Below are 24,873 nucleotides of genomic sequence, written 5' to 3' on the forward strand. Positions count from 1 at the left end.
ATAAGTTGAAAAGGAGTAATTTATGAAATTTTATAGGATTCATGCACTTGTTTGTGCTGGAACACAATGTCTTGCTGCAGGCGGCAATAGTTTTAAAAATGCTCTAGAAGATGAAATAAAAAAACATGATTTAACAAATGAAGTAATTGTTGTTGAAACTGGTTGCATGGGATCTTGTCAATTAGGACCAAGAATGGTTGTTTATCCAGAAGGAATTATGTATACAAAACTTAAACCTGAAGATGGAAAAGAAATTGTAGAAGAACATTTTATTAAAGGAGTTCCTGTTAGAAGACTTTCATGGGAACAAGAAGGAAAACAATTTTTAACTCTTGAGGAAACGCCCTTTTTTTCAAAACAAACAAGAATTGTATTAAGAAATTGTGGTTTTATAAATCCAGAAGACATAACAGAATATATTGCACAAGGAGGTTATGAATCATTAGGAAAAGCATTAACTTCTATGTCTTCAGCAGATGTAATAAAAATTATTAAAGATTCCTTGCTTCGTGGTCGAGGAGGTGCTGGATTCCCAACGGGTCTTAAGTGGGAGCTTGCAAAAAAACAAACATCAGATATCAAATATATTATATGTAACGCAGACGAAGGCGATCCGGGCGCTTATATGAACCGGTCTGTTCTTGAAGGGGATCCACATTCTGTTCTAGAAGGAATGACAATAGCAGGATATGCCGTAGGAGCACAAAAAGGATTTATCTACATCAGGGCAGAATATCCTCTTGCAGTAAAAAGGCTTCAAATTGCAATAAAACAAGCAAAAGAAATAGGCCTATTAGGAAAAAATATTCTTGGAACAAACTTTTCATTTGATATAGAGCTAAGGATAGGAGCAGGAGCATTTGTTTGCGGCGAGGAAACTGCCTTAATAAATTCTACTGAAGGCAAAAGAGGAGAACCTAGAAAGAAACCACCTTATCCTATTGAAATTGGCTTATTTGGAAGACCAACTGTTATAAATAACGTTGAAACCCTTGCTAATGTTCCAATTATTATTGAAAAGGGCGCAAACTTTTTCAAACAAATTGGCACCGAAAAGAGTCCTGGAACAAAAGCTTTTTCACTCGTAGGGAAAGTAAATATTGCAGGATTAATTGAAGTCCCTCTCGGAACATCTCTAAGAACAATAGTTTTTGACATTGGAGGGGGAATCCCAGAAGGTCACACATTTAAAGCGGCTCAAACAGGTGGTCCATCTGGGGGCGTTATTCCTGCTAATTACATAGATATTCCAATGGATTATGAAAATCTTCCTCAACTTGGAGCAATTATGGGTTCAGGAGGGTTAATTGTGATGGATGAAACAAGCTGTATGGTAGATGTAGCCAAATTTTTTTTGAAGTTTACTGTTGATGAGTCATGTGGCAAATGTGTTCCTTGTAGAGAAGGAACAAGACAAATGCTAAATATTTTAGAGAAAATAACTAGGGGAGGCGGGACCATGAAAGACCTTGATTTGCTTGAAAAGCTTGGCAACGTTATAAAATCAACTTCTCTATGTGGACTAGGTCAAACAGCCCCAAACCCAGTTTTATCAACTCTTAGACATTTTAGAGATGAATATATATCTCATGTGAAGGATAAGAAATGTCCAGCAAAAGTTTGTCCAATGAACTAAAAGCAAAATTAATATAAGGAGATTTTAAATGAGCGAATTAGTTAGTATAAAAATTGACGGAAAACCTTATCAATTCAATAATGGCATTTCAATTTTAAATGCATGTAAACTAGCTGGAATTGAAATACCAACACTTTGTTATCTTGAAGATATATCTGAAGATGGGAGTTGTAGCTTATGTTTAGTTGAAATTAAAGGAATTAAAACTCTTCAAAGAGCCTGTTTAACAAAAATTACCGAAGGAATGGAAATTAAAACAAATTCAGAACTTATCTACGAAGCAAGAAAAACAAACCTTGAACTTTTACTCGCCCACCATCCGCTAGATTGTATGACTTGTGATAAAGATTCAGATTGCATTCTTCAGGATCTTGCTTATCAATTTGGTATAAAAATAAGTCAATTTCTTGATAAAAATGAGGCCTTTTACACTCCGAAAGAAACTGCCTGGGACACAAATTCATTTATTCAGTTTGACCCACAAAAGTGCGTGCTTTGTAGACGATGTATAGGCGCATGTGAAAACCAGTCATTAATTGAAGCAATTGGAATAGCTATGAGGGGTTACAGATCAACAATATCAACACCATTCAACATCCCATTAGAACAAACAAATTGTCAATTTTGTGCAGAATGTGTTCAAGCATGTCCAACTGGAGCACTTATTGAAAAAACACGTATCGGAAAGGGAAAAATATTTAATCTTGAAAAAACAGACACAGTGTGTGCTTATTGTGGTGTTGGATGTAATATCTCTCTTTACACAGACAAAAAAAACAAAATTATAATGGCAAGGGCTGTAGAGAACAAAGAACCTAACAAAGGAAGACTTTGTGTAAAAGGGAGATATGGTTTTGAATATACAAACTCATCTGAAAGAATATTACAACCTTTAATAAAGGTTAACGGTAATTTTAGAGAGGTGATATGGGAAGAAGCTTTAGATTATACTACAAATAAATTGCTTGAAATTAAAGAAAAATATGGTCCTGATGCAATTGGTGTTCTTGGTTCAGCTCGTTGTACCAACGAAGATAATTACTTAATTCAAAAATTTGCTCGTGCTGTTATCGGTACAAACAACATAGATCATTGTGCAAGGTTGTGTCATTCTTCTACTGTTGTGGGATTAGGTAAAGCACTTGGTACAGGAGCTGCAACAAATCCTATATCTGATATTATGAATTCAAACGTAATGTTTGTTATAGGTTCTAACACAACAGAATCACACCCCGTTATTGCTCAATTTATAAAAGAAAACAAGAAAAAAAGAGGAGCAAAGCTCATTGTTTGCGACCCAAGAAGTACTGATATTGCTAGGTATGCTGATATTTTCATACAACATTATCCTGGAACAGATGTGCTGCTTCTCAATGCAATGGCAAAAATCATTATAGAAAAAGACCTCATTAACAAAGATTTTATTGACAAATACACTGAAGGTTTTCAAGAACTTTTAAAAACATTAGAAAATTGTAACCTCGATGATGCTTCAAAAATTACAGGAGTAAGCAAAAGTTTAATTGAAGATGCAGCAATTAATTATGCCAAAGGCCCAAACTCAATAATTTTCTATACGATGGGAATAACCCAACATCACGTAGGTGTCAGCAACGTTCTTTCGATTGCAAATCTTGCCCTCATTACTGGTCACATAGGTAAACCTGGTAACGGCATTAACCCTTTGAGAGGCCAGGCAAATGTACAAGGAGCATGTGATGTTGGTGTTTTGCCTGATGTTTATACTGGATATCAAAAGGTAACTGATGAAAGCGTTAGAAGAAAATTTGAGGAACATTGGAAAGTTAAACTACCTAAAAATATAGGTTTTGCTGTTTCTCAATTTTCAGATCTAATATTTAAAGGAAAGATAAAAGCTTTATATATAATGGGAGAAAATCCTCTTGTCACTGAACCTGATGTCAAGCACGCAAAAGAGAGCTTTGAAAAGCTTGAATTTCTAGCTGTACAGGATATTTTTCTATCCGAAACTGCACAAATGGCAGATGTAGTCTTTCCTGCAAAAGCTGCATATGAAAAATTTGGAACTTTTACCAATACAGAAAGAAGAGTTCAACTTATTAAACCAGCAAAAAACCCATCCTCATCTGTAAAAGATGATTGGAAAATAATTTGCGAAATTGCAAAAAGAGCAGGATATCCAATGGACTATAAAGGTGAAGAAGAAATTTGGGAAGAAATAAGAAACGTTACCCCTTCATTAAAAGGCATATCTTATAAAAGACTAGAAGAAAACTCAATTCAGTGGCCATGCCCTGAGGAAGAACATCCGGGAACACAGATTCTTCACTTAAATGGCAATTTTAAACGCCCTAATAAAAAAGCTCTTATTAGTAGTGTAACCTTTCAGCCTCCAAGCGAAATACCTGACATGAACTTTCCATATATCCTAACAACAGGCAGAATACTTTATCATTATCACTCAAGAAATGAAACGAGAAGGGTAAAGGTACTTGAAGAGTTTGTTCCAGAAAATTTTGTAGAAATTAATCCAGAAGATGCTAAAGAGATTGGCGTTAAAGAAAAAGACCTTGTTAAAATTAAAACAAGACGTGGTGAAATCGTTGTAAGAGCAAAAATTTCAGCGAAACCCAAGAAGGGTGTTATATTCTTAAGCTTTCATTTTTCTGAAACAAATGCAAACATACTTACAATAAATGCGCTTGATCCAGAAGCAAAGATACCAGAATACAAAGCATGTGCTTGTGCTGTTGAAAAATTTATGCCTACACTAACAAGTTAGAACAACACTAAAAATTTACTTTAAATAATTAAACCGAAAAACATTAATTAAACTTAATCTATAGTAACAACGTTTCTACCCAAATTCTTAGATTCGTAAAGCATTTTATCAGCTTTTTTCAGCATAAATTCAACTTTATCTTCTAGTTTATTCGTTACACCTATCGATATAGTAATCTTTATATTTACATCCTGGTCTTTAAATTCATAAGAAGAAACTTTTTGTCTTAAGGAATCGAAAACGCTATAAGAACTTTCACCCATTATTCCTATTATACAAAATTCATCCCCACCTAATCTAGCAACAATATCTCCAGCCCTAAACCTTTCTTTTAAAATTTTTGAAAGAGTTTTTAACACAAAGTCTCCAAAAAGATGTCCATATGTATCGTTTATATATTTAAAATTATCAATATCAATTATTGCCAAAGAAATAGGTAGATTGTTTCGTTTTGCATTTTCTAATAATTTTTCACCTATGTCAAATAAAAATCTTCTATTATATAATCCTGTTAGAAAATCTGTAGTAGCATAAATTTTCTGAGATTCGAACATTTCTAAAATCTCTAAGTTTTGCATCACTCTTAAACAAAACTCTTCTTTGTTAAAAGGTTTTAAAATAAAGTCATTTGCTCCCCGTTTTAAAAATTCAACAGTCAATATACTATTTGAGTATGAACTTATACCAATAACAGACATTTGTTCCTTTGTATAAGTCTTTCTAACTTCGTTTACCAGATCTGAACCTCTCATGCCAGGCATATTTTCATCAATCAACATCAATTTAATGTCCTTATTTTTCTCCAAAATAGATAGAGCTTCATCAGAATTGATAGCAGTAAATACTCGAAGATTATGTGAGCTCAAAATATCTTCCATAAACTTCCTCGAAACAGAAGAGTCATCAACTATGAGAGCTTTGATTTCTCTGTTTTTATACAATCTTTTGACAATTTTTACAACATAATCAAGATTATTATTACTATCTTTTAATACATAATCTGCTACACCTTTTTTTATTAAAGTGTCTCTAATATCATCATTTATAATGGAAGTAAAAACTATCGTTGGAACTTTATGTTTTATACAAATATCTACAGCTTCTCCATTTGGAGCATCAGGCAAAACCAAACCTAAAATAGCACATAAAATTTTATCTGAATTTTCAGCAACAAAACTTTCTAAGTCTTTGAAAGAATTTAAAATTATTGGTTCTAGATCTGTATCCTGTTTTATAGCATTATAAAGATATTTGGATATAAATTTACTGTATTCACATATTAAAACAAACAACTTACACCTCCATTAACTGCAATAAAAAAAATTTTAAAAATTATTATTATTATAAATCAAAATTTTAAAAAATATTATTACGAATTGCTTCATCAAAAATCTAAACGAAATACAATCGTTGCCTCAAATAAAAAATCTAAATGAAAATAATAAGCCTCTTAGAATAGTAGTTACTATAACTCTGGAGGCTAGAAATGGGGTTAACGATGAAGGAAAGAAAATCAGTGGTGAGTGAAATTGCAAAAAGATATAAAAAAGCAAGCAAGAAACAAAAAGGCATAATTTTAGATGAGTTAATAGCTTTGACTGGATACAATCGTAGTTATGCATCTTTTCTTTTAAGCAGTCATGAGAAGATAGTAAGGATGAATAACAGAGTTTTAAAAGTAGATTTAACGATGAAGAAAAAGAAAAAGAAAAGCAAATATTATGATGATGATGTAAAAAAGGCGTTAATTAAGGTATGGGACGTTTTAGATTGTCCATGTGGCAAAAGGTTAAAACCTGTTCTTCCTGAAATAATATATAAACTTAAAGAGTTTAAAGAAATACAAATTGAAAGGGATGTAGAAGAAAAACTCTTTAAGATAAGCGCATCTACTATAGACAGAATACTTTCAGAATACAAAAGAATGAATAAACCAAAGGGAAAGACATATACAAAACCAGGCAGCCTTCTTAAAAGTCAGATTCCTATAAGGACATTTTCAGAATGGGACGAAAGTATACCTGGATATTTAGAAATAGACCTTGTAGGTCATGAAGGAGGAGATCTAAGAGGAGAATTTATCCAAACTCTAACTGCAGTTGACATTTGCACCGGTTGGATAGAAATAGATGCTTTAAGAAATAAAGCTCAAAGGTGGGTTTTTGAATCAATAGATGAAATAAAGAAACGCTTGCCTTTTAACATTTTTGGAATTGATTCTGATAATGGAGCAGAGTTTATAAATCCATCAACTTCATCGCTATTGTGTTGAAAATAATATAACGTTCACAAGGTCAAGAAAATATAGAAAAAACGATAATTGCTATGTTGAACAGAAAAACTACTCTGTAGTAAGAAAATATGTTGGTTATTTTAGATATGATAGAGAAGTTGAGCTAATAACTTTAAAAAGGCTTTATGAAAGCCTAAGGCTATATATAAACTTTTTTCAGCCTGTAATGAAACAAATCTCAAAAGAAAGAATTGGAAGTAAAGTTACAAAAAAATACGATAAAGCAAGAACTCCTTATCAAAGAATATTAGAAAATCCTGGTGTAGAAAAAATAGATAAAGAAAAGCTAATAGAACAGTATACAAAATTAAATCCAGCTGAACTTCAAAGAGAAATAGTAAAACTTCAAAAAAAATTACTAGAAGATATATCCATAAAGGAAGAAGTAAGAAACTCTATTAAAAAAATTAGCAAAAACAAAGATAAAATATGTTATGGTTATGTTTAGAATTTTAAGTGAGGCAACGAATACAACTTCCTTTAGGTTTTTAAATGAGGCAACACGATTACGTTTCTTCTTTTAATCAGTAAAAAACCACTAGATTATCTATTTATAGTTGATAATATTCTTGATAAATTAATAATTTTTCCTACTTTCTTTTATCTTCATACTCTTTAAGTAACTTCACAAAAAGTTCAGGCACTAATTTCATTTCCCTATCACTTAACACACAAGCAATTCTCATTTGAGTTTTGGCATAGGGATTATTATTTTTATAAAAACCATCTGCAGGAGCTACAAGGAGAGTATAATTTACACCATTAATTTCTACACTGCCCTCTCTTGCACAATACATAACAAAATCATTTGCATCAAATCCTGGCTTTACAACATTTCTAACATCTACCATAGAATATATTGCTGCTTCTGGTTGAGTAACTATCAATCCTGGCATTAATGACTTCAAGCCCATATACAGTTCATTTAAAATCCTTTTATAATAAGATCTCAAGTATGCAACCCAACCTTGAATGTCCTTTTCGCTCTCTTCATTAATTGCCGAAGCTATGTACTGATCAATACAAGAAGGACACAGATAAGTGGTATTAACAGCTCTAGCTTGGTCAAAAAATAATTGGTTATCCGTTATCAGTGCACCCATTCTAAGGCCACATGCATTAAATAGCTTAGAAAATGATTCTATACTAATTCTTATTTTTGCTGAGGTAATTCCAGGAACTTCTTCCTCAGAAATATTCCATATTGAAGGGGCAAATTTTATATCATCTCTATAGTAAAGTCCTCTATATGCTTCATCACTTATAAAAAATATGCTATGTTTAACGCAAATTTTAGCAAACTTATTTATAGTTTCCTGTGTCATAAGCGTTCCAGAGGGATTATCATAAGGTATTATTAGAAAGGCAGAAGGTTTTTTTTCTTCAATTACTTTCTCAACACTTTCGATTTCAACATCACTAAATTTGCCATCAGCATTTAAAACTCTATCCAATGCTAATATTTCTCTATCAAGTTCTTGTGCAATTGAAATATAGTTAGTATAAACAGGATCAAGCATCACAAGAGGCCTGTTAATACCATTAAACCTTCCGCAAACTCCCAGCATTACCAGCTTCATAATGTGTGAAGCACCAGTATCTACTAAAGTAAAAAGTTCTGGATCTATACCAGGCTTTAAAAAAGATTTTATTATTTTTTTAAAAGCAAGGTTCACAGAATCAATACCTTCTGTTTGAGTATATCTCCATACTCCTTTTTTTAAGTTTTCATCTTCTATAAACAACAACCTTTTTAACATTGCTGGGTGAGTGGGAAGTGAAATATTTCCTATAGCAACGTTGATTGCATTAACATATTCTCCTGTACTTTTAAGCCTATCTGAAAAGACTATGCTTGACTTTCTAATACAAGAAGGCGCAGTAGAATTGAAAAAGTCGCTGGTAGATAGTTTAAAGTTATCCATTTCTAACCCTCCACTAATTAGATTATAAATATATAAACAAAAGTCTAAATTATCTAATAATTAAAGTCAATTCAAATTTTTCAGATAAATAAAAAAACTAAAATTCTCTCCAGGATCCTTTTACAATTTCAAACTTCAACCCAAGAGGCGGACCAACCCAATTATCTGTTATTTGAAGGAAAATTATTGTAGAACCATCATTAAACAAACTACTAGAATTAGGATCTTCATTTAAGACCAGTAAAGAACCTAAAATATTGCCTGATATGTCAGCGGAGTTTAGTACAACAATGTTTGAACTAACGGTTTCATTAAGCCCAACATATATTGAATTAGCATATAATGATGAGCTCTTAAGAAAACCTTTTAAACTAAGGTCTGACGAACTTATGTTAAAAATCTTGTTAACGTATAGGTTTGAACCTGCTGAATCAACAGATCCAGCATTTAAAACGTATAAATTATTAAAATTTAATTGAGAATTATTAGCTATTAACTGTCCATATATCTTAGAATCTCCTTCTACATTCAAAGCTTTATTTACGCTCATATAAGAGTTATTCTCTACCAAAAGATCTCCCTTAATTTGAACTCCATTGTTTACAACTACTTTAGAAGAATTTGTCAAGTTTAGATCCTTTTGAACAAAAAGAAAATCACCAACGTTTAAAATATTAGAGTTTAAGAAGTTTAGATCAGATAATACCACTAATCCTTTTTTAATATTTACTTCTTTACTACCCAACGAAAGATTTCCTCGCACAAATAATTGCCCATTAAAATCAAAATTAGCATTGGATGGAAGCGACAAATCTTTATAAGTAGAAACATCAGAAAAAAAGGTTATTTTACAATTATCTTTAAGATTATTTATTTTCAAATTAGTGCCCAATCTTAAAGGAACTAAGTAAGTCTGGTTGCAATTCACAGAATTAACTACAGGAGCACTGCTTGCAGGATCTAAATAGTTAATAACAAGCCCAGAAGGCAAATTTTGTAAACTCTTTAAATACTCTTGCCAAAATGGTAAGCTTTCATCAAAGTTTAATTTAGTGGGTTGAGATAAACTTAATGTCTCATTATTATTAGATTCAAAAAATATATTAGGATATGAATCACTAAGATAATTAATTAAGACTCCGCTCAAAGCATTATCATTCTTACTAGTTATAACCTTTACATTGCCTATTGAAGACATATTTTTTCTTATTGCTAAAGCATATTTAGGAATTAAAAGTTCTTTTTTGACTAAAACTTCAATATTTTTGGCCAAGGAACTTGCTATTAATTTTTTATATAAACCAATATCGTATATCACAATCTTTACAGGTATTGAATTTATTACCACATCACCTCCAACATATTCTGGATCGAATGATAATTTCAAAACAGCATCATTAATGGCTTTTTCACAAGCAATAAGATAATTAGCATTGGTTTTGACTACAATATCAGTATTTAATGAGTTTTTAATAACTAAAAAAGTAATAGAAAGTGCAATAATTATAAAAAACATAGTGAGCAAAACAAAAAGAAGAGAGAAACCTTTTTTAGATATTTCGAAGTTTAATATATTTTTCAAAGTGTGTTTTCTCTGGCAGATCAATATCAATTAAAATCTTTATTATATCGCCTGACGAATCTTCTATAAAATTTCCACATTCTACTCTCCCCCTAAGAGCAACAAGACCTGACACATAGACGTCAGGGGCATTCATGGGTTCGGTATTGCCATTTACATATCTCATTAAAAAGCCATTTGAAACGTAATATCCTACCCTTTCGTAGTTACCGTCTCCTTCTGGGTAATTTTCATTTGGGATATTAGCTAAATCAAGATTAAAAAATATACTATTCTTGTTTATGACTATTCCTGGATCTGCTATATTATCGCTTGCTAATAGCATATTTTTATAACCGCTTTGTCTAATTTCCTGCTCAACTCTTAGCATCATAAACGAACTTTCAGAAATTATTTCATCTTTACCCTGTATTTTTGCCAAAGCTTTGGAAGAGTTATAAAGGTTTGTTACTAAAGTTAATACTATAACAGAACTCAATAGTACTGATAAAAGAACTTCCAAAAAAGAAAGACCATTTTTAAAATTATCTTTAAAATTATCTTTAAAGTTCAGATTGTAATGTAACATCTTCAAATCTTTTAGGAATCTTGCTATCAAAAACATTCACAATTATCATTTTTTTATTGCTATTAATTGTCTTCTGAATATTTACTTTAAAACAGTCGTCATCAAAACAATCAGTTTCTACAATATTTAAATCCTGATTACTTTTGTCTGACATTGCTCTTTCGAAATTACTTTGTGCAACCTCAAGCGCTTTGTTATATATGTGTAAATTTTTTTCTACAATAAGAGAACGAGATAAACTACCAAAAGAAACTAGCATAAAAATAGATAAAATAAAAATACTAACCAAAATCTCCAACAAAGTGATACCTTTTTTGCTAAACAAAAGCTTTACTTTCCCCCAATACAAAAGAGTGGTGTCCACGACAGGAATCGAACCTGTGACCCCCGGATTAGGAATCCGATGCTCTATCCTACTGAGCTACGTGGACACATACAATAAATTACCAAAATAGCTCTATTATGTCAAATTAGATATATTGTGTTTTAATATAGACTATGGCTGAGAAGTTAAATTTAAAATACAATTTTGATGATAAACCCCCATTTTACATAATCTTTCTTCAGGGCCTGCAATGGCTAGTATTGATACTTCCTCCGTTGGTCATAGTAGCTAGCACTATAGCAAAGTTAAATAGCTTCACATACTCAGAAGAAGTAAATTTTCTTGCAAAGATATTCCTAATTTCAGGACTTTTCCAGATACTTCAACTAAAATTTGGCCACAAACTACCCCTTTTAATTGGGCCATCCACTGCTCTAATGCTAGGCTTCGTCCTGAATCCTGGTGCATCTTTGGAAGAGATCTCGTTCGCCTCAATATCAATAGGCATATTCATACTACTTTTTGCAAAAAGCAATATAATAAAGAGATTTTCACTACTTCAGTCAAAAGGCATTACAGTAAGCGTATTACTGCTAATAGGTATTTCGCTCATTCCCATATCAATTAATCTTGGTTTTTCTTCAGTGCCTTTTACTTCTACCGAAAATATAATTTTTATTCTGATATTATCGATAATTACGATTTTCTTTTCTAAACAAAGCTTCCCCCTATCAAAATTTTCGATCTTCTTCTTTATGAGCATATCGTCAATCATTTTCTTAATATTTATAAAGCCTATGCACACAGAACCTGTTTTAAGTGCTAATTTATTTTCACTCCAAATGCCAAAATTCGATCCCGTCATTACAATATCGTTTTTATTTTGTTATCTTGGAGTGGTAATAAACGAGATAGGCTCTACTCAATCTCTTTTCGGAGTGCTAAATATTCCCCCATCTCTTGAAAAAATAAATAAAGGCATTCTATTTGACGCTATCTCTGGAATATTTTCTGGGGTTTTTGGGTCAGTTGGAACCGTTAGCTATTCGCTTACACCTGCTTTGATAGTAATGACACAAAACGCATCAAAGTATTCATTTTACCTTGTTGGTCTAATATTTATACTCGCCTCAATATACCCTACTCTGGTTGGAATTTTCGTGCAGATACCTACTCAGGTAATTGCAGCGTCTCTTCTAGTGGTAGGATATATCCAAATAGAAGCAGCGATAAAGCTTTCAAAATCAGAAAAGGGTTATCACAGCCTTCACATAGGCTTAATTTCTTTTTTGGGGTACTTAATCATTCCATACATCTTCGAAAAAGTAGTAATTATTCTGCCAGAGTTAAACATCTTATCAGGTCTTTTCTTAAATGGCTTTAGCGCTGGATTACTATCAGCAATTATTGCAGAAATTATCTACAGAATTTTCAACAGAGCAAGATTATATTAATAGTTTTTAACTTTTATTGTCAAACTTAAAGCCTACAAAACTCTTGACAGGCAAACACTAAAGTGATAGTTTAATTACAAATAAGCCATGAAGGCTCTTAACCCCAGAAAGGGTTAGCTTTCATGGCTTTTGTTTTTTAACATATTCAATATGTGTAAAGGGGGTGAAAAAATTAGAAATATTTGTAACTATGTAGATTACAGATCCATTAAAATTAAACAGAAAGGGAGGAGTTAAATGCACATTCCAGATGGTTATCTTAGTCCGCAAACGTGCGCGGTAATGGGAGCTGTTATGCTTCCTGTTTGGTGGACATCGGTAAAAAAGGTCCAAAATACCATCAATAAAAAATATGTGCCGTTGATGGCGCTTGGTGCAGCTTTCTCATTTGTAATAATGATGTACAACGTTCCAATTCCAGATGGCACTACTGCACATGCAGTTGGAGGCTCGCTTCTAGCAATAATATTTGGCCCGTGGGCTGCAACGCTATGTATAACAATTGCTTTAGCAATCCAAGCACTTCTTTTTGGTGACGGGGGTATACTAGCTTTTGGTGCAAACTGCTTTAATATGGCTTTTGTTTTGCCATTTAGCTCCTATTTTATTTACAAATTATTAACGACAAATTCAGAAATAACCAGTGCACGTAGATACATTGCAGGATTCATTGGAGGTTATATTGGTATAGTTCTTGCGGCAATATGTGCAGGAATAGAATTAGGATTGCAACCTCTATTATTCCATACAGCCGCTGGTGTTCCACAATACTGTCCATATCCCTTAAGTCTTGCCGTACCAGCAATGGCATTTGCTCACTTAACTGTAGCTGGACCTGTCGAAGGAGTGATAACTGCACTTGCCATTAAATATTTACAGGTAAGTAATCCTGAAATGCTCAGCATAGAAAAAGTTAAAGCTCCATCAAAAGCTTTTAACTATGCAAAACTTTGGATAGGCATGGCAATAGTTGCAATACTTACTCCGCTTGGACTCCTTGCATCCGGTAGCGCATGGGGGGAATGGGGAGCAGATGAACTAAAAGACAAACTCGGGTTTGTACCCGAAGGCCTTGAGCAAATGTCTGATAAGTGGCATGCGCTCATGCAAGATTACGGCATTCCTGGTTTCGACCAAAGCTTCTTCCAATCTGCAATAGGATACATTACTGCAGCAATAGTTGGTATAATTCTTATAAGTTTTATCACGTACTTATTTGGAAAAATTTTAAAAGGTAAAGATGAAGAGGCTCATGAAACAAAATAAATTAAAGTGGTGGTTGTATGTGCTCAAAAAGTTTTAAGTCTAACTCATCAAAATCTACCAAAAGCAGTTTTTTAGAAAAAACAATCAATGAATTAAACAACGTTATGAAAGAAGAATTTATTGCCGGGAAAATAGCTTCCCGGCATGGCCTTTTGCAAAATCTTGACCCAAGGATAAACATACTATCATCACTTCTTTTAATAATTACTGCTAATTTTATTCATCAACCCTTGATTCTATTATTTTTTAATTTATGGATAATCTGGCTTGCAAAAGTATCATTAGTTCCTGTTAGATCTTTTTTAAAAAGAGTTTGGTTAATTGTCCCACTTTTTACTGTAATAATGGTAATACCAAGTATTTTTAGTCCAATTTTGCCAGGTGAACCTTTATTAGTTTTATTTTATTTGCCACATTCCATTCAATTTCTTTTCTGGCAAATTCCACAAACAATATCTATAACAAAACAAGGCGTTTTTACTGCTATTGTTTTAGTGCTAAGAGTTGGAATATGTGTTTCAGTAAGTTTGTTGTTAACCCTAACAACCAAATGGTCTTTACTTCTAAAGGCACTAAGTAAGATAGGCGTGCCTACTATGTTTATAACAATTTTAGAAATGGCACACAGGTATATTTATCTTCTTCTACAAACTACGGTTGATATGTTTGTTGCAAAGAAAAGCCGAACTGTAGGGCACACTACCACAGGCGAACAAAGGCAATTTTTGTCTAACTCAATGTCAATACTTCTTGGAAAATCTTATTTTATGAGCAATGAAGTTTACTTAGCCATGACCTCAAGGGGTTATAATGGAAAAGCCCTAGTATTAACAGAGTTCAAAATGAAGCTATTTGACTGGCTTTGGTTAATCTTTATAATAATAGTTTGTTTATTTTTTATAGGAGGAGATCACTTATTTGTCTGGAAATAATATTGTTTTTAAACTAAAAGATGTAAGCTTTAGATATCCAAGTAATGAAATAGCCCTTTCAAAGATTAATTTAGAAATAAAAAAAGGAGATTTATCAATTCTTTTAGGAGCAAACGGGTGTGGTAAATCCACACTTTTGAAAATTTTAGACGCTTTAATATTCCCTCAAGAAGGAGAATTTTATGCCTTTGACAATCTAATAACTGAAGAAGCCTTTTCCAACGAGGATTTTTTCTATTCTTTTAGGAAAAAAATTGGCTTTTTATTTCAGGAATCAGATGTCCAACTTTTTAATCCAACAGTATGGGATGAAGTAGCCTATGGACCATTACAGTTAGGATTGGATAAAGTTACAGTTAAAGAAAGAGTAGAAAAAATTTTAGAAAATTTAGAACTAAAACATCTTAAAGATAGACCCCCTTTCAGATTAAGCGGCGGCGAAAAGAAAAAAGAAGCAATAGCATCTATACTTTCTATTGAACCTGAAGTTTTGTTATTAGATGAACCCACAAACGGCTTAGATCCCAGGACTCAAAGACATTTAATAAATCTAATTAAAGAATTCCACAAGCAAAATAAAACTATAGTTATATCTACCCACAATCTTGACCTTGTTTATGAATTAGCTGATAAGGTTTATGTTTTTTCTGAAGATCACAAAATTGTTGCATCAGGAACTCCAGAAGAAATTTTGGACAATAAAGAATTGCTTATAAAAGTAAATTTGATCGATGAGCACTTTCATAAACATGTTCATACAGGGGATCATTTGCATTTTCACTCACACGAATAAAATTTAATAACACTCTAAAATTTTGCCCTAATTAATATCACTTAGCTTTAAAATCAATTTAAACCAATATAACTTGATCAAGTAATATTAACATTTTCTTAGGTTATAATAAAACCATATTATATTTAAGTGTGGGGTGAAAATATGAAAGAGTTCGACGAAAAGTCTCTTAAAAGATTTAACGGAAGAGATGAAAACAAAGTATATATTGCTTACAAAGGTAAAGTATATGATGCTACAAATAGTAAACTCTGGAAGACAGGAACTCATATGAATATTCATAATTCAGGCAAGGACCTTACGGCCGAAATTTCCAATGCCCCGCACAATGAAAGCATGCTAGAAAGATTAAACACTATAGGAATATATAAAGAAACTCCTCAAGATGAAAGGATTCCAAATTGGCTAAACAACATTTTAGAAGCACATCCAACTTTAAAAAGGCATCCACACCCAATTTCAGTTCATTTACCGCTTGCATATATGATGGGTTCGAGCATTTTTGCATTACTTTTTTTAATTTTTGGCTATAAATCCTTTGAGGTCACTTCATTCTATCTTTTTGTAGCAGGACTAATATTCAGTATACCTGCAATATTAACAGGACTATTTACCTGGTGGCTAAACTATAGATTAAAATTATCTATACATATAAAACTTAAAATATTATTCACTATTCTAGTTGATCTTGATGCACTAACCTTGTTGTATATTAGAGTAAAAACTCCTACTGTTTTTTCTTCAATACACAGCAACGTTCAGGATTTAACATATATTTACCTCATTTTAATATTGCTCCTTACCCCTCTTACGGCAGTTATTGGATACAACGGAGGAGAACTGGCTTTTCCTACTAAAAAATTAAAGAAGTAGTTAAGGAGGTTAAATCTATTGAGAATAGAAATAAAAGATCCAGATCGCTGCGTAGGATGCGAAATATGTATGCTTGCTTGTGTTAGAAGGCAAGGATTTGCAGGACTCGCCAAATCAAAGATTGCAGTACATTCTTCAGGTGGAATGGAAAAAGGATTTACTGTTTTGGTTTGTAGAGCTTGCTTTGACCCACCCTGTGCAGCAGTATGTCCCACCAATGCTCTCGAAGTAAGAAAAGATGGAGGTGTAAATCTTATCTCAGAAAAATGCATAGGTTGCAAAAATTGTGTTGAAGCGTGTACAGTAAATGCAGTATTCTGGGACAGTGAAACAAATAAACCTAATATATGTACCTATTGCGGTTTTTGTGCCATGAACTGCCCTCATCACGTACTATACTTTAACAAAGAATGGGGGAAAAGAGATGTTTGAAGACAAATTTAGTCGCGTTCTTTATATAGACCTTTCAAAAAAAAGCTTTACCATAAAATCTAGACCTGATTTATTCGAGAAGTGGCTTGGAGGAACTGGTGTAGGAATTCAAATACTAAAGGAAGAGTGCCCAAAAAATGTAGATCCATTTAGTCCTGATAATACCGTAATATTTGCAGTTGGACCTATTACTTCTCTTTATCCTCTTGCATCCAAAACTATTGCTATTTTCAAATCACCTTTAACTGGCAACTTAGGAGAAAGTCATGCAGGCGGCAGAAGTGCAGTAAGTATTATGATGGCAGGCTATGGTGCAATAGTTATTAAGGGAAAATCAGACATACCAGTTTACCTTTCAATATTTGACAATGAAGTCAGGTTTCATGATGCAAGGGCTATTTGGGGAATAAAGGATGCAATAACTGTTGGAAAGATAATCAGGCAAAAAGAGACATTTTCAGGTCAAAGGAGCATAATGAGAATAGGAAGAGCTGGAGAAAATCTTGTAAGCTTTGCATCGCTAAATACTGAAACTTATAGACACTTCGGAAGGTTAGGCTTGGGAGCCGTTTTTGGAAGTAAGAACTTAAAAGCCATTGTGATAGCTGGCAAAAGAACGATAAACTTATCTGATCCAAAAGCATACCTAAGAATCTATAAAAATATTTTAGATGAAACCACATCAAGTCTTATGAAGAAATATCATGACCTTGGAACAGCAGCAAACGTCCTTCCTCTTCACGAAATTGGAGGACTTCCTATTGAAAACTTAAACAGAACTTCTTATGAAGGTGCAATAGAGCTCTCAGGAGAAAATCTTGCTCAAAATTATCTTGGAAGAAGAATAGCATGTACAGGTTGTCCGGTCGCATGTGTTCATATAGCAGCATTTAGAGATCCGCATGAAGAAGAAAAATATTTTTATAAAACATCTATGATCGGTTATGATTATGAGCCCATTTATTCACTTGGAACCATGCTTGGCATTAAAGATGCTAAGGGTTTCTTAAAGTTAATGGATAGAACCGAAAAATTAGGTCTTGATGCAATGTCATCAGGAGTAGCACTCGCCTGGGCTACTGAGATGTTAAACAAAAATCTTATCACTGAGAAAGAAACTTTAGTCAAATTTTCATTTGGAAACTGGGAAAGATATATTGAAGGTTTAGAAAACATTGTTTCAATGCCAAATGATTTTTACAAAGCACTTGCAAAAGGCACAAGTTATGCATCAAAAATTTACGGTGGTAAAGATTTTGCACTTAATTTTGGAAAAAATGAAATGCCAGGTTATCATACCGGACCAGCCGCTCACCTCGGATGGTTTTTAGGAGCAAGGCATAGCCACTTAGACAATGCAGGCTATAGCATGGATCAGAGCTTAAAAGGCAACTACCCAAGGCCAGAAAAATTAATAGATAATCTAATAGAAGAAGAAGCAAATAGACAGATTCTGTCAAGTCTTGTAGTTTGTTTCTTTGCAAGAGCTATATATCTTAACTTTGACAATACAATAAATTGCCTAAAAACAATAGGCATAGATCTAACTAAAGAAGAACTTAAAGAATTAGGCATGGAAATTTATAGACAAAAGATGTCATATAAAACTCAGGAAGGATGGCTACCAAATTTTCAAGATCTGCCAAAGAGAATTTTTGAAACCTCCGCTCCGTTCGGAAAAATCTCCGAAGAATACATGAACAAAGCAATAGATTATTTTAGAAAGAGATTAGAAAAAGATTTTCGTTGATTATTAAAAAATTTCATTTAAAATGATAAAAGCCAAAAATTATTATTTAATAATTTTTGGAAAGTTTTGTTATTAATTTTTGTCTAAATTTCCTCCTAAAAACAAAAACAATTACAAAATAATTTACTACTCTAAACAGTCAAACTACTTAAAATTAAATTATAAATTTATTTATTTCTTATGTTATAATTTATTTATGAAATATATTTCAAAATTGCTAAGGAGGGATCTATATGGCTGAAAATGATTTTAACTCGCTAATCAAGCACTTTTCACCAGCATGGTTTGCTTCAGTCATGGGTACAGGCGGCTTTGTAAACGTTCTATATATTTTGAGTGCACACTTTGGTTTTTTGAAAATAATCGCTCAATTTTTGTTTTTTTAAATATTTTTCTGTTTTTAATTTTAATAATTCCATGGATATTAAGGTGGTTTTTGCACATTAATAATTTATTAGAAGATTTGAGTCATCCAATCACATCGAACTTCTTCCCAACGATGCCAGTTGGAGGATTAGTGCTTGGGACGAACTTCTTTTTAATAGGTAAAGATTTTTTCACCCATGACAGTATTGTTTTTATAGGCAATATATTGTGGTTAAATGGCGTAATACTTTGTCTGATATTTGGCGTTCTTGTAACTTACAATATGGTTGTTAAAGAAAAGATAGAACCAGAATTTATAAATTTTTCATGGTATATACCCCCAGTATCAACAATAGTGGTTCCTCTTTTGGGAAGTATGGTAGCAAGATCATATATAAATATAAACATAGATTATGCACGTGCAATTAACTTTACAGATATTATCTTTTTTGGAATTGGTCTTTCTTTATTTATCCTTCTAAACAGCATTCTACTAAATAGATTTATAGTTCATAGATTGCCAGGATCGGTTGCAACGCCTACCTTCTGGATAATACTTGGTCCAATAGGAGTAGGAACACTTAGTTTGCTCGGTATTGCAGACGTTTCAAAATCTCTAAATATAATTGAATCAGCAGGATTGGAAACAATTAATTTTATGGTAGCAATATTTTGGAGTTTTGGTGTTTGGGCGTTTTTACTGGTAGCCCTAATAACCTTAAAATATTTAAAAGGCGAGAGAAAGATACCTTTCACACTATCCTGGTGGGCTTTTATATTTCCTCTTGCAGCATATACGCTGTCATGCTATAGCATATATCAATATTGTAAAGTCGAATACGTATTTTGGTACACATTAGTTCTTGCAGCGCTTTTAGCATTTCTTTGGATATTAACTTTTATTAGCTCAATTTATGGAACATTTAGCGGAAAATATCTTTTCCCAACGTATGAAAAACAAGTGAGTACAGCTAATAAAGCTTTAAAATAACTTCATTGGGGTTTTTATATATAATATAGTTTTCATTATGGCAAATGTACTTACCCTCAGGAGAGATTATTTTTCCTGAAGAAAGGATTTTTATTTCGTTATTGTATCTGAGTAATCCAATTTCATTATTCTTCGGGAAAATCAAAATTGAGTTTGTGTTTACTGGAATTTCCAAATTAATCTCTCTCCATTTGTGAAAGGGTTCATCTGTCTTGCCAACAAATACCTTTGTTACATTGTCATTATCAACTTTTCCTATGTAAACAGTATCATCAGCACCAATTCCAAGAATTTCATATCCTCTATTTAAGAATAGACTTCCAATCATATTTTTAAAAAGATATATTCTTCCATCACTTGATTGAATAAAAATTTGATCCTTATGTCTTAACTCAGACATTCGTATAATTCTGTTAAAAGGCAAACTAACACGTACAAATTGACCCATTATATCAATCCTATAAAGCATACTGTCACCAAATCTGTTAACAATATTCACATAAATCATATTTGTTAAAGTCGATAGTGTAACATTTTTTACATCTTCACCTTTTCGAACATATATTTTTCCGACTTCCATATAATTGAAATTGTTAAAATCATATGCAACTAATGAAATCTCATATTCATAGCCAAGATTTTTTTTATAGAAATATAATATTCTATCCCTATCCGGAAGCCAAGTATAATATTCAACAATTCCATCATCAACATCAATAATTTTTTGTAAGTCAGAATTTTTAGAGTTTAAAATAAAAATCTTGCCATCATTCAAAAAGGAAACATACTTTCCATCATATGAAGCACTAAGATCGTTTGCACTATAATCAAATTTAACCTTAATTTTTTTAGGTAAATCTGAATTCTCATTAATCTTTTTAATATCAATATTGCCTGAAGTAAGAAAAATGTTATTGATATAAAATAAAATAAGAAATTGAACTAATATGGGTAATACAAACCAGATTAAAATCTTTTTCTTCATATAATTCTACTTATTTAACCATAAAAACTGTTGGTACTGTTCTTTCTCCAAGAGGATTAGAAGGATTATTAATAACTCGACCTTTATAATACATTGTTGTAGAAGACCCTCCATCGAGGTTGGCGGCATTATAAGCGCCATATTTTAACATAATATCTTGAACATCTCTCAGAGTTGCCCCTACACTTTCAAGAGCTCTCCCATCAATAGTCAAAAAGATAACAGTTCCATCTGGTTTCTGACCAATTGCGGTCCTAGGTGCAATTCCCCAACCACCATCACCATTCCTTATCATTGGCTGACCATTTACAATAAGAGGTGGACCAAAGCTCACAGCTTCTCTTATATCCATCTCCTTAATTTCTTTCAAGTTAAATTTTCCAACTATAAGCTTGCCTTCAGAATTAAAGCCAACAATATCCCTTTTAATAGTATCGTTGACAAAGTCGCTATAATAAATTTTCCCATCATGAATAATTATCCCTTCAGGAACGCCTCCGGTAGCACTCCAGGAACCATTTTCAAGACCAAGGAAACCTCCCGCATTAATAGCCGCAACAGCATTGTTTTCTTGTGCAATTTGACTAACAGTTTGCCCTTCTTTTGGTAAAAGTCTAGAAACTCCGACTTTTACCCTCGTTGGATCCTTTATTAACATAACTTTGCCAACAAAATATTTGCTCCTAACTTCAAATAATTCAATAGTATTATCGTGATGATTCACAAAATTAAGAAGATTTGGATTAGAATTTCCAAAAATAATAGAGTTTGTTTTATCCATAATGTTCTTTATTTTTTGCTCGGGTAAAAAGAGCGTTGCAAGAAACTGATGACTTGACGTAGTCATTGCGGACTCAACCCACATATCTCTAATATTCGAAAATGGACCATAAAAAACAAGTGCTGGAATAACAACACACGCCAGCACTATTTGAAAAAGACAATATAATAAAACCTTTTTCAAATTAAAACGATGTTTAAATACAATCAAGTTATTATTTATACTTTTATTCAAATTCAAAATACTAGAAGCAAAACATTCGGAAGTAATATTATATCCCAAAAATTAATTTTTCATTAAAATTCTTAACATGTCCTTAAAAATAAATCAGTAAATTTAACAAAAAAAATCTCCCGGCAACGTCCTATTTTCCCCAATAGTATCGTCGGCGCTAAAGGCTTTCACTTCCGTGTTCGGAATGGGAACGGGTGGGGCACCTTTGCTATGGTCACCGGGAGAAGAAGATTTCTCCTCTCTTCTTCTAGAGGAAAAGTTACCGTCAAGTCCTCGACCTATTAGTACCAGTCAGCTGAACATGTTGCCATGCTTACACCTCTGGCCTATCAACCTGGTAGTCTCCCAGGGGTCTTACTCCATTGCTGGATGAGAAACCTAATCTTGGAGAGGGCTTCGCGCTTATATGCTTTCAGCGCTTATCCACACGGAGCACAGCTACTCGACCTTGCAGTTGGCACCACAGCCGATGCACTGGAGGCTCCGCCATCCCGGTCCTCTCGTACTAGGGATAGACCTCCTCAAGTTTCTTGCGCTTGCAAAAGATAGGGACCAAACTGTCTCACGACGTTCTGAACCCAGCTCACGTACCGCTTTAATAGGCGAACAGCCTAACCCTTGGGACCTACTTCAGCCCCAGGATGCGATGAGCCGACATCGAGGTGCCAAACCTCCCCGTCGATGTGGACTCTTGGGGGAGATAAGCCTGTTATCCCCAGAGTAACTTTTATCCGTTAAGCGACGGCCATTCCATGCTGAACCGTCGGATCACTAAGCCCGACTTTCGTCCCTGCTCGAGATGTCTCTCTCACAGTCAAGCCACCTTATACCTTTACACTCGACGCGTGGTTTCCAATCACGCTGAGGTGACCTTTGGACGCCTCCGTTACCTTTTGGGAGGCGACCGCCCCAGTCAAACTGCCCATCAAACACTGTCCTTGCTCCGGATAACGGATGCAAGTTAGCGTCCCAATAATTCAAGGGTGGTATCCCAAGGACGGCTCCAGAAGAGCTGGCGCCCTTCCTTCACAGCCTCCCACCTATCCTGTACATGAATTATCAAAACGCAATGTCAGACTACAGTAAAGCTTCATGGGGTCTTTCCGTCCCTTTGCAAGTAATCCGTGTCTTCACGGATATCCCAAATTCACCAGGTCCCTCGTTGAGACAGCGCTCGGATCGTTACACCTTTCGTGCGGGTCGGAACTTACCCGACAAGGAATTTCGCTACCTTAGGACCGTTATAGTTACGGCCGCCGTTCACCGGGGCTTAAGTTCAGAGCTTCGCCTTGCGGCTAACTCTTCCCCTTGACCTTCCGGCACTGGGCAGGTGTCAGCCCCTATACTTCGCCTTACGGCTTAGCAGAGACCTATGTTTTTGGTAAACAGTCGCCCGAGCCTCTTTACTGCGACCCCTTCATGCTTCGTGAGCAAGTCACTACACATTACAAGGGCACCCCTTCTTCCGAAGTTACGGGGCTATTTTGCCGAGTTCCTTAACGAGGGTGCTCCTGCACGCCTTAGGATATTCTCCTCGACCACCTGTGTCGGTTTGCGGTACGGACACCTCAAGAACTCCTTAGAGGTTTTTCTTGGCTGCTTGTCCAATTAGTTCGGGGAACGTGTCCCCTCCACATCACTTCTCGGCCTTTATAAGGGACGGATTTGCCTATCCCTTAGCCTACGAGCTTGTACCAGCACAACCGTCCGCTGGCTAACCTTTCTTGCAGCGTCACCCCATCGTACAAACGCTCTTGAGATGGTTCCGGAATATTAACCGGATGTCCATCGCCTACGCCTTTCGGCCTCAGCTTAGGCCCGACTAACCCTGGGCGGACGAGCCTTCCCCAGGAAACCTTGGTCTTACGGCGGGAGAGATTTCCACTCTCCTTATCGTTACTTATGCCGGCATTCTCACTTCTTAAAAGTCCAGAGGCTCTCACGAGTCCTCCTTCAGCCCTTTAAGAACGCTCCCCTACCAGACAATACAGTATATGTATTGAATCCATAGCTTCGGCAGCAGACTTGAGCCCCGTTGAGTTTTAGGCGCAAATCGACTCGACCAGTGAGCTGTTACGCACTCTTTTAATGATGGCTGCTTCTAAGCCAACATCCTGGCTGTTTTAGCCGATTCACTTCCTTTCCCACTTAGTCTGCATTTGGGGGCCTTAGCTGATGGTCTGGGCTGTTTCCCTCTCGACGATGGAGCTTATCCACCACCGTCCCACTCCCAAGCAAGACTTTCCGGTATTCGGAGTTTGTAAGAGTTCGGTAGTCTGGTAGGACCCCTAGCTCGAACAGTGCTCTACCCCCGGAAAGGTTAACTTGAGGCTAGCCTTAAAGCAATTTCGGGGAGAACGAGCTATCACCGAGTTCGATTGGCATTTCACCTCTATCCACAGCTCATCCAATATCTTTTCAACGATAACTGGTTCGGTCCTCCGCGTGAGGTTAGTCACGCTTCAACCTGGCCATGGATAGGTCACCCGGTTTCGCGTCTACGTCCAATGACTAATCGCCCTATTAAGACTCGCTTTCGCTACGGCTCCGAGGGTTCACCTCTTAACCTTGCCACAGAACGTAACTCGCCGGCCCATTCTTCAACAGGTACGCCACCACTCCGATTGGCCGAAGCCAATCTTAGAGCTATGACTGCTTGTGAGCACACGGTTTCAGGTTCTATTTCACTCCCCTTCCGGGGTTCTTTTCACCTTTCCCTCACGGTACTATGCGCTATCGGTCGTCGAAGAGTATTTAGCCTTGGATGATGGTCCACCCAGATTCCCACGAGGTTTCACGTGCCTCATGGTACTTGGGAAATCCTTCAGGAGGACTTGTAGTTTCGATTACAGGGCTTTCACCTTCTCTGGCCTACCTTTCCAGGCAAGTTCATCTACTACAAGTCTTTGTAACTCCTTGCTGA

18 protein-coding genes, 1 tRNA gene, 2 rRNA genes and 1 pseudogene (1 of these 22 only partly in view) are annotated in these 24,873 nt (G+C 34.6%); 12 read left to right on the forward strand and 10 right to left on the reverse strand.

The features are described from left to right. The first annotated feature begins 22 nt into the window (after positions 1 to 22). Together THENA_RS05300 and fdhF are read left to right on the forward strand one after the other, a co-directional pair. A complete protein-coding gene (locus tag THENA_RS05300) occupies positions 23 to 1,636 on the forward strand; it encodes a NuoF family protein (RefSeq protein WP_013756393.1) in 1,614 nt (537 codons plus the stop codon). A gap of 28 nt (positions 1,637 to 1,664) precedes the next feature. Continuing rightward, complete coding sequence (fdhF, locus tag THENA_RS05305) at positions 1,665 to 4,400, forward strand: formate dehydrogenase subunit alpha (RefSeq protein WP_013756394.1); 2,736 nt, start codon at positions 1,665 to 1,667, stop codon at positions 4,398 to 4,400. 53 nt (positions 4,401 to 4,453) lie between these two features. Here the strand turns inward: fdhF and THENA_RS05310 are convergent, their stop codons facing one another. Beyond that, on the reverse strand, positions 4,454 to 5,692 hold the full coding sequence (locus THENA_RS05310; RefSeq protein ID WP_013756395.1) for a GGDEF domain-containing response regulator: 1,239 nt from the start codon (positions 5,690 to 5,692) through the stop codon (positions 4,454 to 4,456). 194 nt (positions 5,693 to 5,886) lie between these two features. Here THENA_RS05310 and THENA_RS10085 point away from each other — a divergent pair, with 194 nt between their 5' ends. Together THENA_RS10085 and THENA_RS10090 are read left to right on the forward strand one after the other, a co-directional pair. Then, the gene (locus THENA_RS10085) at positions 5,887 to 6,672 is read left to right on the forward strand and encodes a hypothetical protein (protein ID WP_154645321.1); all 786 of its coding nucleotides are present in this window, start codon (positions 5,887 to 5,889) and stop codon (positions 6,670 to 6,672) included. A gap of 187 nt (positions 6,673 to 6,859) precedes the next feature. Beyond that, the gene (locus THENA_RS10090) at positions 6,860 to 7,141 is read left to right on the forward strand and encodes a hypothetical protein (RefSeq protein ID WP_154645322.1); all 282 of its coding nucleotides are present in this window, start codon (positions 6,860 to 6,862) and stop codon (positions 7,139 to 7,141) included. A gap of 142 nt (positions 7,142 to 7,283) precedes the next feature. Here THENA_RS10090 and THENA_RS05320 read toward each other — a convergent pair whose 3' ends face one another. From THENA_RS05320 to THENA_RS05340, 5 genes are all read right to left on the reverse strand, one after another. Continuing rightward, positions 7,284 to 8,618 carry a pyridoxal phosphate-dependent aminotransferase gene (locus THENA_RS05320; RefSeq protein ID WP_013756396.1) on the reverse strand — a complete coding sequence of 445 codons (1,335 nt, stop codon included), beginning with the start codon at positions 8,616 to 8,618 and terminating at the stop codon, positions 7,284 to 7,286. Positions 8,619 to 8,715: 97 nt separating this feature from the next. Then, positions 8,716 to 10,200 carry a hypothetical protein gene (locus THENA_RS05325; RefSeq protein ID WP_013756397.1) on the reverse strand — a complete coding sequence of 495 codons (1,485 nt, stop codon included), beginning with the start codon at positions 10,198 to 10,200 and terminating at the stop codon, positions 8,716 to 8,718. Continuing rightward, positions 10,169 to 10,804 carry a hypothetical protein gene (locus THENA_RS05330; protein WP_169309419.1) on the reverse strand — a complete coding sequence of 212 codons (636 nt, stop codon included), beginning with the start codon at positions 10,802 to 10,804 and terminating at the stop codon, positions 10,169 to 10,171. The genes THENA_RS05325 and THENA_RS05330 overlap by 32 nt, the downstream gene beginning before the upstream one ends. Next, a complete protein-coding gene (locus tag THENA_RS09810; protein ID WP_169309420.1) occupies positions 10,743 to 11,093 on the reverse strand; it encodes a type IV pilus modification PilV family protein in 351 nt (116 codons plus the stop codon). Before THENA_RS09810 ends, THENA_RS05330 begins: the two co-directional genes overlap by 62 nt. Before the next feature lie 29 nt (positions 11,094 to 11,122). Beyond that, positions 11,123 to 11,199: transfer RNA gene (locus tag THENA_RS05340), tRNA-Arg, on the reverse strand. Between the two features lie 67 nt (positions 11,200 to 11,266). Here THENA_RS05340 and THENA_RS05345 point away from each other — a divergent pair. The 8 genes and pseudogenes from THENA_RS05345 (at position 11,267) to THENA_RS05380 (ending at position 19,950) form a co-directional block, all read left to right on the forward strand. Further along, a complete protein-coding gene (locus THENA_RS05345; protein ID WP_013756400.1) occupies positions 11,267 to 12,547 on the forward strand; it encodes a solute carrier family 23 protein in 1,281 nt (426 codons plus the stop codon). A 237-nt stretch (positions 12,548 to 12,784) separates the two neighbouring features. Then, positions 12,785 to 13,813: a cobalt transporter CbiM gene (cbiM, locus tag THENA_RS05350; RefSeq protein WP_013756401.1), complete on the forward strand. Its 1,029-nt coding sequence runs from the start codon at positions 12,785 to 12,787 to the stop codon at positions 13,811 to 13,813. Between the two features lie 17 nt (positions 13,814 to 13,830). Beyond that, positions 13,831 to 14,745: a cobalt ECF transporter T component CbiQ gene (gene cbiQ / locus THENA_RS05355; protein WP_013756402.1), complete on the forward strand. Its 915-nt coding sequence runs from the start codon at positions 13,831 to 13,833 to the stop codon at positions 14,743 to 14,745. After that, positions 14,732 to 15,538, forward strand: coding sequence for an energy-coupling factor ABC transporter ATP-binding protein (locus THENA_RS05360; protein ID WP_013756403.1), 807 nt, complete (start codon positions 14,732 to 14,734; stop codon positions 15,536 to 15,538). Before cbiQ ends, THENA_RS05360 begins: the two co-directional genes overlap by 14 nt. Positions 15,539 to 15,682: 144 nt before the next feature. Next, positions 15,683 to 16,411, forward strand: coding sequence for a DUF2231 domain-containing protein (locus THENA_RS09815; protein WP_013756404.1), 729 nt, complete (start codon positions 15,683 to 15,685; stop codon positions 16,409 to 16,411). An 18-nt stretch (positions 16,412 to 16,429) separates the two neighbouring features. Further along, entirely contained in the window at positions 16,430 to 16,843 is a 414-nt protein-coding gene (locus THENA_RS05370; protein ID WP_013756405.1) for a 4Fe-4S dicluster domain-containing protein, read from the forward strand. Next, positions 16,836 to 18,593: an aldehyde ferredoxin oxidoreductase N-terminal domain-containing protein gene (locus tag THENA_RS05375; RefSeq protein ID WP_013756406.1), complete on the forward strand. Its 1,758-nt coding sequence runs from the start codon at positions 16,836 to 16,838 to the stop codon at positions 18,591 to 18,593. Before THENA_RS05370 ends, THENA_RS05375 begins: the two co-directional genes overlap by 8 nt. A 296-nt stretch (positions 18,594 to 18,889) precedes the next feature. Then, a pseudogene (locus tag THENA_RS05380) lies at positions 18,890 to 19,950 on the forward strand (SLAC1 family transporter). Here THENA_RS05380 and THENA_RS05385 read toward each other — a convergent pair. From THENA_RS05385 to THENA_RS05400, 4 genes are all read right to left on the reverse strand, one after another. Next, positions 19,931 to 20,935: a hypothetical protein gene (locus THENA_RS05385; protein WP_013756407.1), complete on the reverse strand. Its 1,005-nt coding sequence runs from the start codon at positions 20,933 to 20,935 to the stop codon at positions 19,931 to 19,933. The pseudogene THENA_RS05380 and the gene THENA_RS05385 sit on opposite strands and share 20 nt — an antisense overlap. A 10-nt stretch (positions 20,936 to 20,945) precedes the next feature. After that, complete coding sequence (locus THENA_RS05390; protein WP_041438468.1) at positions 20,946 to 21,899, reverse strand: phosphodiester glycosidase family protein; 954 nt, start codon at positions 21,897 to 21,899, stop codon at positions 20,946 to 20,948. A 168-nt stretch (positions 21,900 to 22,067) separates the two neighbouring features. Then, a 5S ribosomal RNA gene (rrf, locus tag THENA_RS05395) occupies positions 22,068 to 22,172 on the reverse strand. Between the two features lie 39 nt (positions 22,173 to 22,211). Then, positions 22,212 to 24,873: ribosomal RNA gene (locus THENA_RS05400) — 23S ribosomal RNA — on the reverse strand (it continues 344 nt past the right edge of the window).

The organism is Thermodesulfobium narugense DSM 14796 (assembly GCF_000212395.1).
Lineage (GTDB): Bacteria > Thermodesulfobiota > Thermodesulfobiia > Thermodesulfobiales > Thermodesulfobiaceae > Thermodesulfobium > Thermodesulfobium narugense.

Coding starts and splice junctions, on each gene's coding strand:
- THENA_RS05300 (WP_013756393.1), top strand. CDS start 23: ATGAAATTTTATAGGATTCATGCACTTGTTTGTGCTGGAACACAATGT.
- fdhF (WP_013756394.1), top strand. CDS start 1,665: ATGAGCGAATTAGTTAGTATAAAAATTGACGGAAAACCTTATCAATTC.
- THENA_RS10085 (WP_154645321.1), top strand. CDS start 5,887: ATGGGGTTAACGATGAAGGAAAGAAAATCAGTGGTGAGTGAAATTGCA.
- THENA_RS10090 (WP_154645322.1), top strand. CDS start 6,860: ATGAAACAAATCTCAAAAGAAAGAATTGGAAGTAAAGTTACAAAAAAA.
- THENA_RS05320 (WP_013756396.1), bottom strand. CDS start 8,618: ATGGATAACTTTAAACTATCTACCAGCGACTTTTTCAATTCTACTGCG.
- THENA_RS05330 (WP_169309419.1), bottom strand. CDS start 10,804: ATGTTTTTGATAGCAAGATTCCTAAAAGATTTGAAGATGTTACATTAC.
- THENA_RS05345 (WP_013756400.1), top strand. CDS start 11,267: ATGGCTGAGAAGTTAAATTTAAAATACAATTTTGATGATAAACCCCCA.
- cbiM (WP_013756401.1), top strand. CDS start 12,785: ATGCACATTCCAGATGGTTATCTTAGTCCGCAAACGTGCGCGGTAATG.
- cbiQ (WP_013756402.1), top strand. CDS start 13,831: ATGTGCTCAAAAAGTTTTAAGTCTAACTCATCAAAATCTACCAAAAGC.
- THENA_RS09815 (WP_013756404.1), top strand. CDS start 15,683: ATGAAAGAGTTCGACGAAAAGTCTCTTAAAAGATTTAACGGAAGAGAT.
- THENA_RS05375 (WP_013756406.1), top strand. CDS start 16,836: ATGTTTGAAGACAAATTTAGTCGCGTTCTTTATATAGACCTTTCAAAA.
- THENA_RS05385 (WP_013756407.1), bottom strand. CDS start 20,935: ATGAAGAAAAAGATTTTAATCTGGTTTGTATTACCCATATTAGTTCAA.